General features: G+C 63.3%; 18 protein-coding genes, 1 tRNA gene and 1 pseudogene. 9 read left to right on the plus strand and 11 right to left on the minus strand.

Features of this window, described 5'->3' with window-relative positions; genetic code table 11:
- Positions 1 to 10: 10 nt before the first annotated feature.
- Positions 11 to 1,096, plus strand: a complete 1,086-nt coding sequence (locus SynA1562_RS10885; RefSeq protein WP_370593203.1) for a PRC-barrel domain-containing protein — start codon at positions 11 to 13, stop codon at positions 1,094 to 1,096.
- Between the two features lie 25 nt (positions 1,097 to 1,121).
- Here the strand turns inward: SynA1562_RS10885 and msrB are convergent, their stop codons facing one another.
- The 3 genes from msrB to SynA1562_RS10900 form a co-directional block, all read right to left on the minus strand.
- On the minus strand, positions 1,122 to 1,523 hold the full coding sequence (msrB, locus tag SynA1562_RS10890) for a peptide-methionine (R)-S-oxide reductase MsrB (RefSeq protein ID WP_186493863.1): 402 nt from the start codon (positions 1,521 to 1,523) through the stop codon (positions 1,122 to 1,124).
- A gap of 28 nt (positions 1,524 to 1,551) precedes the next feature.
- The gene (locus SynA1562_RS10895) at positions 1,552 to 2,835 is read right to left on the minus strand and encodes a glycosyl transferase (protein ID WP_186493864.1); all 1,284 of its coding nucleotides are present in this window, start codon (positions 2,833 to 2,835) and stop codon (positions 1,552 to 1,554) included.
- 9 nt (positions 2,836 to 2,844) lie between these two features.
- Positions 2,845 to 2,926, minus strand: a tRNA-Leu gene (locus SynA1562_RS10900).
- Between the two features lie 120 nt (positions 2,927 to 3,046).
- Here SynA1562_RS10900 and accC point away from each other — a divergent pair.
- Positions 3,047 to 4,393 carry an acetyl-CoA carboxylase biotin carboxylase subunit gene (gene accC, locus SynA1562_RS10905; RefSeq protein ID WP_186493865.1) on the plus strand — a complete coding sequence of 449 codons (1,347 nt, stop codon included), beginning with the start codon at positions 3,047 to 3,049 and terminating at the stop codon, positions 4,391 to 4,393.
- Positions 4,394 to 4,395: 2 nt separating this feature from the next.
- On the opposite strand, the gene SynA1562_RS10910 is transcribed toward accC, so the two are convergent.
- Positions 4,396 to 4,716, minus strand: coding sequence for a YggT family protein (locus SynA1562_RS10910; RefSeq protein ID WP_255445658.1), 321 nt, complete (start codon positions 4,714 to 4,716; stop codon positions 4,396 to 4,398).
- An 89-nt stretch (positions 4,717 to 4,805) separates the two neighbouring features.
- On the opposite strand from SynA1562_RS10910, the gene psbX reads away from it, so the two are divergent.
- Genes psbX through SynA1562_RS10930 form a run of 4 tightly spaced genes read left to right on the plus strand, consistent with a single transcriptional unit; the run spans position 4,806 to position 6,919 of the window.
- Positions 4,806 to 4,928, plus strand: coding sequence for a photosystem II reaction center X protein (gene psbX / locus SynA1562_RS10915; protein ID WP_006851281.1), 123 nt, complete (start codon positions 4,806 to 4,808; stop codon positions 4,926 to 4,928).
- 49 nt (positions 4,929 to 4,977) lie between these two features.
- Positions 4,978 to 5,910 (plus strand): Ycf66 family protein, encoded by a 933-nt coding sequence (locus SynA1562_RS10920; RefSeq protein ID WP_186493867.1) that lies wholly within the window; start codon positions 4,978 to 4,980, stop codon positions 5,908 to 5,910.
- Positions 5,911 to 5,915: 5 nt separating this feature from the next.
- The gene (locus SynA1562_RS10925) at positions 5,916 to 6,446 is read left to right on the plus strand and encodes a hypothetical protein (RefSeq protein WP_186493868.1); all 531 of its coding nucleotides are present in this window, start codon (positions 5,916 to 5,918) and stop codon (positions 6,444 to 6,446) included.
- On the plus strand, positions 6,443 to 6,919 hold the full coding sequence (locus SynA1562_RS10930) for a hypothetical protein (RefSeq protein WP_186493869.1): 477 nt from the start codon (positions 6,443 to 6,445) through the stop codon (positions 6,917 to 6,919). Before SynA1562_RS10925 ends, SynA1562_RS10930 begins: the two co-directional genes overlap by 4 nt.
- On the opposite strand, the gene SynA1562_RS10935 is transcribed toward SynA1562_RS10930, so the two are convergent.
- Genes SynA1562_RS10935 through SynA1562_RS10945 form a run of 3 tightly spaced genes read right to left on the minus strand, consistent with a single transcriptional unit; the run spans position 6,920 to position 9,503 of the window.
- Positions 6,920 to 7,120, minus strand: coding sequence for a chlorophyll a/b-binding protein (locus tag SynA1562_RS10935; RefSeq protein ID WP_186493870.1), 201 nt, complete (start codon positions 7,118 to 7,120; stop codon positions 6,920 to 6,922).
- Positions 7,121 to 7,129: 9 nt separating this feature from the next.
- Positions 7,130 to 9,106, minus strand: a complete 1,977-nt coding sequence (locus SynA1562_RS10940; RefSeq protein ID WP_186493871.1) for an ABC transporter ATP-binding protein/permease — start codon at positions 9,104 to 9,106, stop codon at positions 7,130 to 7,132.
- A gap of 55 nt (positions 9,107 to 9,161) precedes the next feature.
- On the minus strand, positions 9,162 to 9,503 hold the full coding sequence (locus tag SynA1562_RS10945) for a histidine triad nucleotide-binding protein (RefSeq protein WP_186493872.1): 342 nt from the start codon (positions 9,501 to 9,503) through the stop codon (positions 9,162 to 9,164).
- 75 nt (positions 9,504 to 9,578) lie between these two features.
- Here SynA1562_RS10945 and SynA1562_RS10950 point away from each other — a divergent pair.
- Positions 9,579 to 10,500: pseudogene (locus tag SynA1562_RS10950) on the plus strand (ATP-binding protein); the annotation flags it as partial.
- A gap of 494 nt (positions 10,501 to 10,994) precedes the next feature.
- Positions 10,995 to 11,627, plus strand: coding sequence for an ATP-binding protein (locus SynA1562_RS10955; RefSeq protein WP_255445659.1), 633 nt, complete (start codon positions 10,995 to 10,997; stop codon positions 11,625 to 11,627).
- Here SynA1562_RS10955 and SynA1562_RS10960 read toward each other — a convergent pair.
- From SynA1562_RS10960 to def, 4 genes are all read right to left on the minus strand, one after another.
- Entirely contained in the window at positions 11,621 to 11,770 is a 150-nt protein-coding gene (locus SynA1562_RS10960) for a hypothetical protein (protein ID WP_186493874.1), read from the minus strand. The genes SynA1562_RS10955 and SynA1562_RS10960 overlap by 7 nt on opposite strands.
- Positions 11,771 to 11,850: 80 nt before the next feature.
- Positions 11,851 to 12,480: a DUF3747 domain-containing protein gene (locus SynA1562_RS10965; RefSeq protein WP_186493875.1), complete on the minus strand. Its 630-nt coding sequence runs from the start codon at positions 12,478 to 12,480 to the stop codon at positions 11,851 to 11,853.
- A 50-nt stretch (positions 12,481 to 12,530) separates the two neighbouring features.
- Positions 12,531 to 12,728: a hypothetical protein gene (locus SynA1562_RS10970; RefSeq protein WP_006850702.1), complete on the minus strand. Its 198-nt coding sequence runs from the start codon at positions 12,726 to 12,728 to the stop codon at positions 12,531 to 12,533.
- Between the two features lie 3 nt (positions 12,729 to 12,731).
- Positions 12,732 to 13,337, minus strand: a complete 606-nt coding sequence (gene def, locus SynA1562_RS10975) for a peptide deformylase (RefSeq protein WP_186493876.1) — start codon at positions 13,335 to 13,337, stop codon at positions 12,732 to 12,734.
- Between the two features lie 49 nt (positions 13,338 to 13,386).
- Here def and SynA1562_RS10980 point away from each other — a divergent pair, with 49 nt between their 5' ends.
- Complete coding sequence (locus SynA1562_RS10980) at positions 13,387 to 15,300, plus strand: prolyl oligopeptidase family serine peptidase (protein ID WP_186493877.1); 1,914 nt, start codon at positions 13,387 to 13,389, stop codon at positions 15,298 to 15,300.
- The last annotated feature ends 80 nt before the right edge of the window (positions 15,301 to 15,380 follow it).

Genomic DNA, 15,380 nt, shown 5'->3' on the forward strand with positions numbered 1-15,380 from the left:
GGGCCCGCGCTTGACCCCGACCCCTACCCCAAACGACGCCATCACCACAGGCGTGCCAAGCGATCGCCTCTGGTTGCGCTCCGAATTGATGGGCACCCAGGTGATCACCCGTGACACCGGCCGCCGCCTGGGGGTGGTGGGTGAGGTGATCGTCGATATCGACCGCCGTGAAGTGGTGGCCGTGGGGCTGCGGGACAACCCCCTGACCCGTTTCCTGCCAGGCCTGCCGCGCTGGATGCCGCTGGACCGGATCCGTCAGGTGGGCGATGTGATCCTGGTGGATTCGGCCGACTCCCTCAGCGAGAACTTCAACCCCGAGCGCTACAGCCGGGTGATCAACTGCCAGGTGATCACCGAGTCCGGCGAGCAGCTGGGGCGGGTGCTCGGCTTCGCCTTCGACATCGAAACCGGCGAGCTCACCACCCTGGTGATGGGCGCCCTGGGTGTGCCCCTGTTGGGGGAAGGGGTGCTGAGCACCTGGGAAATGCCTGTGGAGGAGATCGTCAGCAGTGGCCCGGATCGGATCATTGTTTACGAGGGAGCCGAAGACAAGCTCAAACAGCTGAACAGCGGGGTGCTTGAGAAGCTGGGAGTCGGTGGTCCCAGCTGGGAAGAGCAGGAGCGGGAGCGCTACCGCGTCAACCTGGTGCCGGTGGAAAATCAGCTCACCTCCGGACAACCCCAGGAGCAGGAGCAACGGCGTCTTCAGGCTTCAGAAGCCGAACGGTTTGAGGCTGATGCAGAACTGGAATATGTGGAGCTGGAGGACCGGCGACAGGAGTTGATGCAGCAACGCCGCTACCTCGATGAGCCCCAGCGGTACGACGAGCAGCCTTACGCCGAGCCTCCTCGCTACGACGAGCGGCCGCCTGAGCGAGCACGGACCTACAACGAACCTGCACCCTTCGAGCAGCAGCCTGCCTACGAAGAACAGGCTGCTTATGGAGAACAGGCTGCTTACGAGGAACAGCCGCCGCGGCGTGCCATGCCAGCCTCCCGCCGCGCGGTTCAGCAGTCCGGAGAACCTCTCGATGTGGAACCGATGGAGGATGCAGCGCCCCAGCGCCGGAGCCAAGATCTCGACGATCCCTGGTGAACGGATTTAAGGCGCCGACAATCGTTCAGGACGCCTTGAAATCCAACGATGCGCTGTTGACGCAGTAGCGCTGGCCCGTTGGCGCGGGGCCATCGGGGAAGACGTGCCCGAGGTGAGCATCACATTGAGCGCAATTGATTTCAGTGCGCACCATCCCGTGGGTCAGATCCGCTTTGGTGGTGATCGCCTCGGAGCTGACACCATCCCAGAAGCTGGGCCAGCCCGTGCCCGAATCGAACTTGGTCTCAGAGCTGAACAAAGGCGCACCACAGCAGACGCAGTGGTACGTCCCCGTGGCCTTGTTGTTCCAGTAAGCCCCGGTGAAGGCCCGCTCCGTGCCACCGCAGCGGGCCACCTGGAACTGCTCCGGCGTCAGGGATTGCTTCCACTCCTCGGCGCTGCGTTCGACCGGATTGGACGGGGACATGGTCGTCGGAACCAGAGTGGGCAGCAGCCTAGGAAGCGTTGAGCTCTCGGGGAAGCAACCCCCTCACCTCTGCAGCCAACGCGGCCACCGCCCCGGGTTCTCCCCGCAAGGCCTGGAGGTCCTGGCGCTGGCCCTCAAGCCGCTCAGGGGCGTTCAGCCAATCGCAGGCCTCCTTCGCAATCTCCTCCGGGGTGATCGCCCCCACCCGCTCCGGCACAACGGCGCGGCCTGAACTGATGTTCGGCCAGGCCATCAACCCGTTGTTGCGCAGACGCCAGAGGGTCAACAGAACACCGATCAGACGCCGCAGACCCGGCAGACGCGCCAGCAGTCCCAGCCCGCCGTCCCAGGCCTGCATCACCTCCAGGTGCTGAGTAGGAACAATCACGATCATCGGCACGGCAAGGGCACCGAGCTCGGCCGTGTTGGCACCGACCGTGGTCAGGGCCAGGGTGCACTGGCTCAGGGGGCCATGGGCCGGATGCTGCTCCAGCAGACGAATCCGCGTCCCCGCCCCCGTCACCAACTCCGTCACCGACTCCTCTTGCTCCACCGACGCCACAGAGGCGCTGTAGCGGGCAGAAATCGGGTTGGATGTGCCGGCGAAACGCAGCAACTCATCAACGCTTGTGGTGGGTGCCAACGGAAGCAGGAAGCGACATCCGGGTTGCAACTGAGCCAGACGATCGGCGGTTTCAAGCAGAAACGGCATGCCGACGCTCAACTTGGCCGGCTTGGACCCAGGCAGCAGGCCAATCCACTGGCCCCCGGGGAGAGGATCCTCGCGGCGAGCGAAGGACGACAAATCCGCCATCAGATCGCCGACCACGCGGCATCGGGGCTGATAACGGACCGGCAGCTGGCGGCGCACCGCGTCCGACATCGCCGCAATCCGATCGTTCCAGCCGGGCCAGCGCGCCACCCACTCGGCATAGGTGATGTGGCGGTAGCCGAGACGGGCTGAGAGAAGAACAGTCCAGAACTGATCACCTCCCAGAAAGACCACCACACCCTTCTGCGGCCATGGGCCGTAGCGCTGGGGACGCAGCAGCAGCGACCAGAAACGTCCAGCCGGCACGATGCGCTCGAACAAGCCCCAGGGCTCCGCTGCCGCGCGCTCCTGGCCGGTGGCATTGGGACAGGGCACCAACACCAGATGAAGGGAGGCTGGTGCCTCCGACGATCGAGGTCGCAGGCGAAGGTTGGAATGCAGCCTTTCCGCCAGAGGTCTGACCCAGGTGGTCAGCTCACCGGGACCGTTTGAAACGAGAACGACGGCAGGTCCTGGTTCTGCTGGGCGGGGACGAGCCAAAGAAAAAAATGCGGATGGCGAGACTTGAACTCGCAAGGCCGAAGCCACACGCCCCTCAAACGTGCGTGTCTACCAATTCCACCACATCCGCGTGGTCGACTTCACCGCTCGGGTGTTGTCGAGGTCAGATCATACCGGGCAGGGTCTTCCCCTTTCTGGATTTTCAGTCGGCGCTGATACGATCCGGCGTCAGGCCTGAACATGCTGCGGGATGCCCATCGGCAAAGTGCTGATCGCCAACCGCGGCGAGATTGCCTTAAGGATCATTCGAAGCTGCCGCGAGCTCGGGATCGCCACCGTGGCGGTGTACAGCTCCGTCGACAAGGACGCTCTTCACGTTCAGCTCGCTGATGAAGCGGTCTGCGTGGGCGAAGCCCTCAGCAGCAAGAGCTACCTCAACATTCCCAATATCCTGGCGGCCGCCACCTCCCGCGGTGCTGACGCCATCCACCCCGGCTACGGCTTCCTGGCGGAGAACGACAAGTTCGCCGAGATGTGCCGTGATCACGGCCTCACCTTCGTCGGGCCGTCACCCCACGCGATTCGCTCGATGGGGGACAAGTCGACCGCCAAATCGACCATGCAATCGGTGGGTGTTCCCACGGTTCCCGGCAGCGAGGGTCTGCTCAGCAGCACCAGCCAGGCGGCCGCCCTGGCCGAGGAGATGGGCTATCCCGTGATGATCAAGGCCACTGCCGGCGGCGGTGGTCGCGGCATGCGCCTGGTGCCCGATGCGAGCCAGCTGGAGAGCCTGTACAAAGCAGCCCAGGGGGAGGCGGAAGCCGCCTTCGGCAACCCCGGCCTGTACATGGAGAAATTCATCGATCGGCCCCGCCACGTGGAAGTACAGGTGCTGGCCGACCGCCTCGGCAATGTGGTTCACCTCGGTGAACGGGACTGCTCGATTCAGCGCCGTCACCAGAAACTGCTGGAGGAAGCCCCCAGCCCGGCCCTGGATCCAGACCTGCGCCGCCGCATGGGCGAAGCCGCCGTTGCCGCCGCCCAAAGCATCAATTACGAGGGCGCCGGAACGGTGGAATTTCTGCTGGATCGCAGCGGTGGGTTTTATTTCATGGAAATGAACACCCGGATCCAGGTGGAGCATCCGGTGACTGAGATGGTGACGGGTGTCGATCTGATCGCCGAGCAGCTGCGCATCGCCGGCGGCGAACCCATCAGCGTGAGCCAAGAGGACATCCAGCTCACCGGCCATGCGATCGAATGCCGGATCAATGCCGAGGATGCCCGGCACAACTTCCGTCCCGCACCCGGACGCATCACCGGATGGCTTCCACCCGGCGGGCCTGGTGTGCGCGTCGACAGCCACGTTTACACGGGCTACGACATCCCTCCCTTTTACGACTCGTTGATCGGCAAGCTGATCGTCTGGGGCAAAGACCGCGACCACGCCATGACCCGGATGAAACGTGCCCTGAATGAATGTGCCGTCACCGGGATTCCAACCACGGTGGAATTCCATCTGGAGATGCTGGATCGGCCGGAGTTCATCAACGGCGATGTGCACACCAAGTTCGTGGAGCAGGAGATGCTCCCCTGAGCTCAGGCAACCGCCTGGGCGTGCATCAGGATCTGGGAGAGCAGACCCTGCTGGCCGACCAGCAACTCGCGCACGAGGCTGATCAACCCCACCCAGATCACTGGGGTGACGTCGACTCCACCGATCGGGGCGATCACGCGGCGGCTCACCGAGAGCACAGGTTCCGTTGGCCATGCCACCAGGGGCCAGGCGCCCTGGTTCAGATCGACCTGGGGATACCAGGTGAGCACGATGCGCAGCAGAAACGCCAGGGTCCAGGCCGCCAGCAGCAAGCCCAGAAGCAAATGGAGGACTGGCAGGGCCTGCAGCAGCAGCGGCGTCACAAAGCTCAAAGCAAATCGTCCCCTCATCGTAGAAAGACGGCATCGCTTCTTAAGATCGGCGCGGCTTTGAAGCAGACGGCAGCAACCCCATGACACCCTCCCTCTCCAACTTCCTGAGCAGCCTCCTTTGGGGAGGTGTCATCGTCGTGATTCCTGCCTCCATCGCCCTGTTCCTGCTGAGCCAGACCGACCAGGTCGACCGCAAGCTCTGATCCGCCCCTGGCGCCCCTCTTAGACTGACTCCTAAGCGGGAGCAGAGCTTTGGTTAACGCCAGTCTCAATTGGGCCAGCATCGTCGGCATCGTTTTGGCCGTCGGCGGCGCTCTGCTCTATTTCATGCGGTCGTTCAAGCCCGCCTTGGCGCGGGACTACGACGTGTTCTTTGCAGCCATCGGGCTGCTATGCGGCGGCATCCTGTTCTTCCAGGGATGGCGCCTTGACCCGATTCTTCAGTTCGGCCAGTTCCTGTTGGCGGGAACCACCGTGTTTTTCGCCTACGAGAGCGTGCGACTGCGCGGCGTGGCCACCGAACAAGCACGGCGCTCCGCCTACTTCGATGACGAACCGGCACCGGCCCGGGGCGGAGGCCCGGGGGGGCTGCGGGGCGGCTGGGATGACGGCGGTTACGACCGTTTTGATGAGCCTCAGCCGGTGCGGCGGCGCTTCTCAGGCCGTGACGATGACGCCGAAGAACGGCCTGAAGAGGAGTTCTACAGGCCGCGCCGCGCCAGCCGCGCCGCCATTCCTGAGGAAGCCGCCAGCCGTCGCTCGGCAGACAGTGAGCAGGGCGATTCCGGCTGGGACCAAAACGACGAGCGCTCCCGCCGCATGGCTCGCTTCCGCGCCGGCGAAGCCCGGGATGAACGACGCCCCGACTTTGGCTCCAGACGGACGGATCGAGAGGAACAACGCCGTGGCAGCCGGCCCATGGGGCGCCCTGAGCGTCCTGCCGGCGAACGGGCTCCTTCAGGAGCCGAGGATGCCGCCTTCGCCCCAAGCCGCAGTTCAGCGCCGAGTGGTTCCGCCCCGAACCGGGCACGCCCCAGCGCTAACCCGAACACCGCGAGCGACTCCAGGCGATCTGGCGAACCGCCCGTCGCCTCGAACCGGCCCAGCAGCAACCGCCAACCCCCCCGGAGCTCAAGGCCCTCGTCCGGCAGACCGCGGGACAACAGCTCCCGCTTCGACGACTGAGCCAGTTGCCTCGTCCGCTGCTGATCCTGCTCGCCAGCCTGGCGCTGGTGGGCTGCAACGGTCGCAGTGAACGGGCAGGTGGTGGCTTGCTCTCCAGCAGCCAGCAGGCCCCAGCTCTGAGTGGCAGTGGTGAGTGGCTGGCGGTCGTCAGCGATCGCGGCGGCCGACCCACAGTGCAGCTGCGCCGCCTCAGCGACGGATCCGTTGTCTCTGTTCCCCAGCTGAGCAGACATCAGCCCCACAGCTCCCCCTCCCTGAGCTGGAACGGCCGATACCTGGCAGCGATCACCCAGCGGGGGCGCCGCCGACTTGCGGTGGTTACCGACCGTCTGAACGGACGCATGCACCCCCTGCCGCTGCCCGGGGGCCGAGACCCAGTGCTGCTCAGCCTTGCGCCGGATGCACAGCAGATCGCCCTGCAGGTGACGGATCAGGGCCGGTGGCGCGTGGAACTGCTGGATCTGAGTGATCTGCTCGAGCCGGATCGTCCTCCGGGGCAGAGCCTCTCCACACCGGCGCTGTCGTCAGAGCCATGATCCGCGTCGCTCTGATTTTCAGCCTGGCGTTTGTGACCGGCTGCAGCAGTCCCAGGCCCACGCCCCGGCCCGACCTCAACGGCCTGCTGCGTCAATCCGTGAACAGCCGGCGGGATCCATCACTGGGGGGACGCTGGCTGGCAAGCCTGGGCCAACGCAATGGACGGGAGCGGGTCGAACTGATCGACCTGCGCAGCCGCAGCCCCGTCCCATTACCGGGCCTCAACCGTGCTGATGCCCAACCGATCAGCGTCAGCGTTAGTGCCGATGGGCAACGCCTGGCCGTGGTCCAGCAACGGGAGGACCGCACCGAACTGGTGCTCTACAGGCGCAACGTCGGGGCGACACAACGGCTGCCCCTGAATCCACCGGGTGTGCCCCGCAGCGTCAGCCTGGACGGTTCAGGCCGGCGACTGGCTGTGCAGGTGAGCCGGAACGGACGCTGGGATGTGGATCTGATCCGCCTGCCCTGATCAGGGCAGCAGCCCCGCCCAGTGCAGGAAGGTGTCGCGGCTGAGCACCTCGATCAACAGCACCGCCACAAAACCCACCATGGCGAAACGGCCATTCACCCGCTCGGCATAACCACTCCAGCCGAAGGCAGGCACATCGTTGGTGGTGGCGGACGTCTCCGGAACGGACGTGGTGTCAGGGTTCTCGCTGGTGGAGGTCATCCGGCCGGTTCAGGAACGCCCGAAGTCATAGCTGGTCGCCGGGATCAGCCGCCAGTCGTGATCGCCGCTGAGCTCCAGAACAGTGTCATGGAAATCCTTCAGGGTTGGACGGTGGCCCACGCTGATGAACGCCACCTCACGATCCCGCAACAGGGAATAAAGGCGCGATTCAGTCTCGACATCCAGGGCACTGGTGGCTTCATCCAGCACCACGACCTTGGGCGAATTGAGCAGCAGTCTGGCAAAGGCCAGTCGCTGCTGTTCACCCAGAGAGAGCAGCCGCGGCCAGTCCTGCTTGATGTCGAGGTCGGGATAGCGCTGCAGCAATTTGCCCAGCATCACCTGATACAGAACAGCCCGAAGCTGTTCATCACTAAAACGGGCCTGATCGAGTGGATAACAGAGCTGTTCGCGCAGAGATCCCAGGGCCATGTAGGGCTTCTGGGGAATGAACAGCAGCTCGCCCTGCCCCGGGGAATAGACGGTGCCCGTCGGCGAGCCCCACAGGCCACTCACCACCCGAAGGAGTGAGGTCTTGCCGCAGCCGGAGGGTCCGACCACCAGCAGGCCCTCGGCATTGTCCAGGGAGAAACTGAGGTCGCGCACCAGCACGTTGTCGGTGCGGGGTGTTTTGACCGTCACCCCCTGCAGCGCCAGGCGCTCGGAGGGCACAATCCGCGGCACGTAATCACTCCACTCCTCCGGATCGAGGTTGGAGATGTTGGATTGAAAGCCTTCAAGCCGGTTGATCGAGGCCGAGAACCGAGCCAAGGCTTCGATGTTGTAGATGATGAAAAACAACGATCCTTCAACCAGGTTGTAGGCGACGTTCGCCTGGGCAAAGCCGCCGTAATCCATCTCCCCGGCAAGAATCGGAGCCGCAAGGATCAGATAGGGGATGAAATTGCTGGCGTAGATGCTTGAACGCTGCAGCACCCGCAGCAGCACCTCCCAGACAATCAGCAGATTGAAGTTTTCAACAACGGTGGCCAGGCGACGCGTCACCTCCTTGGCTTCCTGCTGTTCTCCGGCATAGAAAGCGATTGATTCAGCGTTGTCCCGCACCCGCACGAGGCCATAGCGGTAATCCGCTTCAAAGCGCAGTTGGAAGTTGTTCAACCGAACCAACTTTCGGCCGGCCACGATCATTAGGACAGACACCCCGGATGCGTAGGCCAAGAGGGCGAAGGTGAGCCCCTCACTCACCGAATAAAGGATGAGAATGTTGAGGGAAAAAGTGAGAATCGAATCAAAGATATTCAGCGCAAAACCAAGGGCCTGCGCCGTGAAATCACGCACGTCCTCGGAAATGCGTTGATCGGGGTTATCAACATTGGTGGCCGCTTCATCGTTGGGATTGAGCACGTAATAGGCCCGATCCCGCAGGTAATCGTCCACCAGGCTCAGCGACAACCATTCCCGCCAGAACAGCCCCAGTTTCTGGGTGAAATAAAACTGCAGGCTGCGAATCGGCAGCGCTACCGCAAAACAGGCACCGTAGATCCATAGGTTGCGATACGACGCATCGCCGTCTTTGGAGATCAACGCATTGGTCAGATCCCTGGCAATGAATGTGATGCCGGCATTGATGCCGTTCACGCTCAACAGCATCAGGATGATCAGGCCGAGAAACAGCCAGGGCAGCCAGCGGCGGTGCCTCAGCTGGCCCCGCACGGAGGCGAACACCACGGCCCCCAGCACGAAGAGAGCACTGATCCCCGCTCCCCATCCACGGGACCAGAGCATGGCCAGGGAGGACTGGACGCCCCCGAGGTACTGGCCGGTCAGCTCCGGCAACAGCCACGACAGGCCGTTCATCAACCCGGTGACCAGGAACAGCACGATCCCGGCCACACAGAAAAGCAGGCTCACTAGCAGTCCAAGGAACTGCCAACCGTTGTCTTCGGTGTAGGGGAAGAAGTAGGGCTGCGAAAGCCGACGCAGCTTGGCGGCCTGATTGCGCAGGTTCTGAAGCTGGTGGGTCATGCCACTGCTGAACTGTGCTCAGTCTGGCTGCCGCCGCGCCGCTTCGCCGCTGACATCAACCGGGAGGCCACGCCAGAGGACGACCACCGATCACGTGCACATGGAGGTGAAAGACCGTCTGACCCGCACCGGCGCCGCTGTTGATCACCGTGCGGAAATCGTCCAGACCCTCCTGTTTGGCTACGCGGGCAGCCACCAGCAACAGATGGCCCAGCAAGGCCGCATCCTCGGCAACACCAGACCGCAGACTCTCGATCGGCTTGCGGGGAATGACCAGCACGTGAACTGGCGCCTGGGGGGCGACATCGCGAAAGACCAGGCACTGCTCATCGCTGTAGACCTCATCGCACGGGATCTCGCCACGAAGGATCTTCCCGAAGATCGTGTCGTCTGCCATGGGCCTTGAAAACGAAGGAACAGCCGGACCGGTGTGACAGCAGGGGCATGAATCTCCTGCGTCACCCTTCACAGAATGCTGGCACGTTGTCTCAGTGCTTCCCTGCAAGGTCTGGAGGCCAGACCAGTGGTGGTGGAGGTGGATCTCGCCCCGGGCCTGCCGGGCGTCCAGCTGGTGGGTCTGCCGGACAAGGCCATTCAGGAATCCCGGGAGCGGGTCCGATCCGCCGTGCGCAACAGCGGCTTCCGCGGCCCACTGGTGCGCGTGGTGATCAACCTGGCTCCAGCCGATCTGCGCAAGGAAGGTCCCTCCTTTGATCTCCCCATCGCCCTGGCCCTTTTGGTGGCAAGGGCAGCTCGCCCGCCCTCAACTGGAGGGCCTCTGGTGCGCAGGTGAACTGGGCCTCGACGGCAGCCTCAGGCCCTGTCGCGGGGTGATCGCCCTCGCTGACCAGGCCAAGCAACAACAGGCCCGGGCCCTGGTTGTTCCTCCTGAGAATGTCCAGGAAGCGAGCCTGATTGAGGGGCTTGCGATCCGGACGGCGCCCAACCTGCGCGCGCTGGTTCGGCAGCTCAAAGGCGAGCAACCGTGGCCTTTGAATGAGTGCATCCGCTCCCACTGCTCTAACCGAGTCGTGAAGCCGGAGCCCTGGTCCTGCCTGGACAGCAGCCTGGCCTCCCGCGCTCTTGCCCTTTCGGCAGCCGGCGGCCATCACCTACTGCTCGTGGGTCCCCCCGGCTGCGGCAAGACCCGCCTGGCCCATCAACTGCCTCGGCTACTGCCGAGCCTGAACCAGAAGGAAGCGCTCACCATCACGCGCATCCATTCCATCGCCGGGCATCTGCATGGCATTAATCAACTGCAGCAGCAACGCCCCTTTCGATCGCCACACCACAGTTGCTCCGCAGCCGCCTTGCTCGGCGGCGGACGCTCACCCCGCCCTGGTGAAGTGAGCCTGGCCCACGGTGGCGTGCTCTTCCTCGATGAATTGGCACAAGGGTCATACCAACCGCCGGAACTACTGCTAGCACTGACTTGCCTGTGGCTCAAGGCGAGTTGGTATTTGGTTGGTACTGATGTCTTAAACCCTCAAAGGCAATTGCCAATTCAGCGAGTCGATACCGTACAAACAACAGCAAATCAATCAATGGATTGGTTTATGCCGCTGCTTCTAGCTGTGTCGCTCACACCTCTTGGTGGCAGAACAGAGCAGGATCAAATGCAGCTACTTGCTCATCAAGAGCGCAAAAGCAGCGCATACCTAGTAATAAGACTCATAACGCAGCAAATTGAGGTAATTCCTGCCGAGTCACTGGATCAGTGCGAGGCGATTGGAGCGGAAATCATGAAAGGAGGAAAGTTGAGCAAATTCGTCAAGGGTTATCAGTGCCTTCCTGGCTTCAACTAGGCAAACCGTCTACAGATCGGGATAGACACACAGGATTCACACAAGAACAGTCAGCACCTTGTGACTTCCGACTTCTCGATGAGTTGGCGGAATTTCCGCGAACGGTGCTGGATCTATTGCGGCAGCCCCTGGAGGATGGCGCCGTGCAGATCAGCCGTGCCCAGCAGAGCACGGTATTCCCGGCCCTGATCACCCTGGTGGCCGCCACCAATCCCTGCACCTGCGGCTGGCATGGCGACCGCGACCATGGCTGTCGCTGCAGCATCAGCCAACGCCAGCGCTACTGGCAGAGGCTCTCCGGCCCGCTGCTGGATCGGCTCGATCTGCAACTGCGGCTGGAACGGCGCTCCGCCAGGGAGATGGCAGCAGTACTGAAACAACCCAGACAAACGCAAGCCTCAGCGTCCTGGTGCAAGCCCGCATTAATTGAACGAGCCCGGCAGCGGATGCAGAGGCGCAATCCCGGTGGAGCCAGCAATGGGCGGCTATCGGCGGCAGCGCTGCGGCAGAGCGGAGCCATCGAGGCGACGGCGCTCGAACTCTGGGAACAGCTGATCAACCAGCGCGGCCTGAGCACGCGCAGCAGCCTTCAGCTGTTGCGCGTGGCGCGCACCATTGCTGATCTCAACGACCGGACCAGCGTCGATCGAAACGCGTTAGCGGAAGCGAATTGCTTCCGCTGCACCGATCTGCTCAAGCAGCCTGGAGCTCAGTAGTCGCGGGCACGCTTGTCCGGTGTGTCCCGGTAGGGCTGGGTGCCGATCGGCGGGGGCTGGAGATGACGGTCGTCTAACGAACCCAGCGCATGGGTCATCGCTTCACCGAACCACTGGAACCACTGCACAACCGTTGTTTTCATCACATCCTCCGGGGTCTGTCTCCAGTGTGAAATCACTGACAGAAGACGACAACAGGTGTTTTGACCGGTTCTGCGCCAGCTCAGTAGGACGGAGCCGTGGAACTCTCGATCTGTTCAGCCTCCACCGGTGCAGGGCTCGCACTGGAACCGGCCACAGGCGCACTGTCCCGATAGACATAGAGATGACCGAGGCTCTTCTTGCCGTAGGCGCGCCGCTTCAGGGTCCAGCCAGGCTCAAGCTTGAGTTGAACAAAACCGCTGGCGGCACCACCGGCCCGGGCCACGAGCATGGTGGGCTGGGAGGGATTCTTGGTGGGTGTGGCCAGCAGCTCGATGTCGCTGCCGGTGTTCACCACACTGAGCCTGTAACGGGTGCCAAGGTCATCACCACCAATGCGCAGGGAATAGCCGTTCCCATCGATGTAGCGGTTGCAGACCCCGGTGAAATCAAAGGTGGACAACAGCGGATCCACCATGGCCGGTGATCCGGCGGCCACAGCAAAACAGGGGCGTTTCGTGGTGCGCTGCTCGTAGATGTTCAGCTGTGAACGCTCGCCCTGACCGATCGGGGCCGACACCAAGACGAAGTTGCTTAACTCCACAGGCACTGCCGTGAACAGCGAACCCTGGGCCAGGGCCGCCGGTACCGAGGTCGCTGCGAGAGCGAGGCCGGCAGCGGCCACGGTTCGAAAGCGTGCCATCACGTCCATGGAGGAACTGAGCGGATCGTAAAAGTGATGCCTGAATCGGTCGCCCCCGATCAGGCCGGTTTGTTCAGGCGAATGGCGAACAAAAGGGTTCCCACCGTTCCAGGGGCCGCCAGCGCCAAGATCCAGCTGGTGGTTTTGACCCCGAGATCAGGATCGCCGTAGGCGAGTTCAAACACACAACCAGTGCTGGCGATACCCAAAACACAGGCGAGGGCCAGAAAGACGCCGGCCAGGGGTTTCATCGGCATTACTCAGGCGACGCTCCGCACATCTTGGCGCTCGAAGCCCTTCTCCTTGAGCTCCTTCTGCAGACCGTCTTCATCAGTGACGCGATCGACAAACAACACGCCATTGAGATGGTCCATCTCGTGCTGAATGCAACGGGCCATCAACCCATCGGCCTTCATCTTCCGGGGCCGACCCATCTCATCACGGAAGCTCAGTTCAATCGCGGTGGGACGCACCACATCGAGATACACCCCGGGGATGCTGAGACAGCCCTCTTCATGGGTGTCGAGCCCGGCGCTGGCCGCCGTGATTTCCGGATTGATCAGCACCAGGGGCGGCGTGGCTGCATTTTCAAGGTCGAGATCAATCACCAGGAGCTGCTGGTGAATCCCCACCTGAGGCGCCGCCAGGCCAATGCCCTTGGCGGTGTACATGCTGCGCAGCATGTCGCGGGCTAGCTCACGCACCTGCTCATTCACCTTGCCGATGCGTCGCGCGGGCTGCCGCAGCACCTCATCGCCCAGAGTGTGAATCTCCAGCGGCGGAGTTTCAAGGGCCGTCTTCGGCACCAGCATCGTGTCCCGCGACTTATCGGCCTGACGGGCCAACTCTGCAAAGCTTCCTGCCAAGACCAACGCTGCGTTGATCCAGCATGGTAAGCGGCCTGAATCAGACGACATGGGAGCCGCCCGCTTATCCGCGCAACATGCCGTCGGCCTTTTGCCGGGACTGAAGGAACCGGCCCTGGTGTGCGGTACCGATGCAACGGTTTGGATGATCTGGCTGGAACAGCGCCCCCAGGAGCGCGGCCGCACCACAGCCTTGATCCGGCGCTTCGGTGATTCCGAAGCACCCCCCCAGGAGCTGACGCCAGCCCCCTGCAACCTGCGCAGTAGCGTGCATGACTACGGCGGCGGCGTGCTCGCCACTGCTGTGGAACAGGACAGGCTGATCCTGGCCTGGATCGAGGGCGGCTGCCTCTGGCGTCAGGACTGGCGCTTGCCCCAGACCAACACCCATCAACCCACCCCACTGGCAGCAGCCCAACTGCTCAGCCAGGAGGGCGATTGGGAGCTGGCGGATGGCGTGCTCGATCTGCCCAGGCAGCGCTGGATCGGCATCCGTGAAATCGAGGGCCGTGACGAACTGGTGAGCCTGGCGTTGAGCGGAACCGATCAAACCCCGCGGCTGCTGCATCAACCGACGGACTTTGCGGGCTACGGCTGCTTGAGCCCCGATGGTCACCGTTTTGCCTGGGTGGAATGGCAGCAACCCGACATGCCCTGGGACAGCAGCAGTCTCTGGTGCGCAGAGTTCAGCGACACAGGCGAGCTGCTCCAACCGCACCAGCTGGCCGGAGGCGACGGCGTCTCGGTGTTTCAACCCCAGTGGCTGCCCGACGGGCAGTTGCTTGTGGCGGAAGACAGCACAGGATGGTGGAACCTGATGCTCCAGCCCAGCGCCGACGCCTCCTGGGAGAAGCCCTGGCCGATGGCTGCTGAAACGGCCATGCCCCAGTGGATCTATGGGATGAGCACCACGGCCTGGGATGGCGAGCAGCTGATCGCCGCCGTCTGCAGCCGCGGGGCCTGGTCGTTGCAACGGCTCAGCCTGGATGGAACGGTGCAGCCGTTGCCGCAACCGTTTGATGACCTGGCGGGATTGAGCGCATGCAATGGCCGCGCCGTGGCCGTGGCCAGCAACAGCACAAGCGTGGCCGGTCTGCTGGAAATCGATTTGCGACCGGCCACGCCGCTCTGGGGCCACAGCCCCGCCATCGCGGCACCCTTGCCGGTTGAGGCGATCAGCGTGGCCGAACCGCTGTGGTTCAACGGCCACAAGGGCGAACGCACCCATGCCTGGTACTACCCCCCCAGCGGCAACCCACCAGGGCCTGCGCCTCTGCTGGTGAAAAGCCATAGCGGACCAACGGCCATGGCTCGCCGCGGCCTCAGCCTGGCGATTCAGTACTGGACCTCCCGGGGCTGGGGCGTGGTGGATGTGAATTACGGCGGCTCAACGGGGTTCGGCCGGGACTACCGGGAGCGCCTCAACGGGGGCTGGGGCGTGGTGGATGTGGCCGACTGCGCCGCAGCAGCCCAGGCTCTAATCGAGGCCGGCCGGGCTGATCCCGGCAAGATCGCCATCGAAGGCGGAAGCGCCGGCGGCTTCACCACCCTGGCGGCGCTGTGCTTCACCGACGTGTTCCGGGCCGGTGCATGCCGCTATGCGGTGTGTGATCTCACAGCCATGGCCGAAGACACGCACAGATTTGAAGCGCGCTACGTCGATGGCCTGGTGGGGGCATGGCCCGCGGCACGGGCTTTGTATGAGCAACGGTCGCCACTGCTGCATGCCGATCAGATCCGCTGTCCGGTGCTGTTTTTCCAGGGCATGCAAGACAAGGTGGTGCCTCCGGAACAAACCGAACGCATGGCCGAGGCTCTGCGCAGCAACGGCATTCCGGTGGACGTGAGGCTGTTCGAGGAGGAAGGCCATGGCTTCCGCAACCAGGCCACCCAGATCGAAGTACTGAGAGAGACCGAGGCCTTTTTTCGACGTCAACTAAAACTGGCTGAGCCGCAGAACTGAGCACAAAGAAACGTCCTCAGATCACGACAGTTCAAGACAAACAAGCAAAGCGATTAAAACTTCCCATAACATCAAAGAGC

The sequence above is a fragment of the Synechococcus sp. A15-62 genome, from assembly GCF_014280075.1.
In the GTDB taxonomy this organism is placed as follows: domain Bacteria; phylum Cyanobacteriota; class Cyanobacteriia; order PCC-6307; family Cyanobiaceae; genus Parasynechococcus.

Coding starts and splice junctions, on each gene's coding strand:
- msrB (WP_186493863.1), bottom strand. CDS start 1,523: ATGTCCCCGTCCAATCCGGTCGAACGCAGCGCCGAGGAGTGGAAGCAA.
- accC (WP_186493865.1), top strand. CDS start 3,047: ATGCCCATCGGCAAAGTGCTGATCGCCAACCGCGGCGAGATTGCCTTA.
- psbX (WP_006851281.1), top strand. CDS start 4,806: ATGACACCCTCCCTCTCCAACTTCCTGAGCAGCCTCCTTTGGGGAGGT.
- SynA1562_RS10930 (WP_186493869.1), top strand. CDS start 6,443: ATGATCCGCGTCGCTCTGATTTTCAGCCTGGCGTTTGTGACCGGCTGC.
- SynA1562_RS10935 (WP_186493870.1), bottom strand. CDS start 7,120: ATGACCTCCACCAGCGAGAACCCTGACACCACGTCCGTTCCGGAGACG.
- SynA1562_RS10940 (WP_186493871.1), bottom strand. CDS start 9,106: ATGACCCACCAGCTTCAGAACCTGCGCAATCAGGCCGCCAAGCTGCGT.
- SynA1562_RS10945 (WP_186493872.1), bottom strand. CDS start 9,503: ATGGCAGACGACACGATCTTCGGGAAGATCCTTCGTGGCGAGATCCCG.
- SynA1562_RS10960 (WP_186493874.1), bottom strand. CDS start 11,770: ATGAAAACAACGGTTGTGCAGTGGTTCCAGTGGTTCGGTGAAGCGATG.
- SynA1562_RS10965 (WP_186493875.1), bottom strand. CDS start 12,480: ATGGACGTGATGGCACGCTTTCGAACCGTGGCCGCTGCCGGCCTCGCT.
- SynA1562_RS10970 (WP_006850702.1), bottom strand. CDS start 12,728: ATGCCGATGAAACCCCTGGCCGGCGTCTTTCTGGCCCTCGCCTGTGTT.
- SynA1562_RS10980 (WP_186493877.1), top strand. CDS start 13,387: ATGGGAGCCGCCCGCTTATCCGCGCAACATGCCGTCGGCCTTTTGCCG.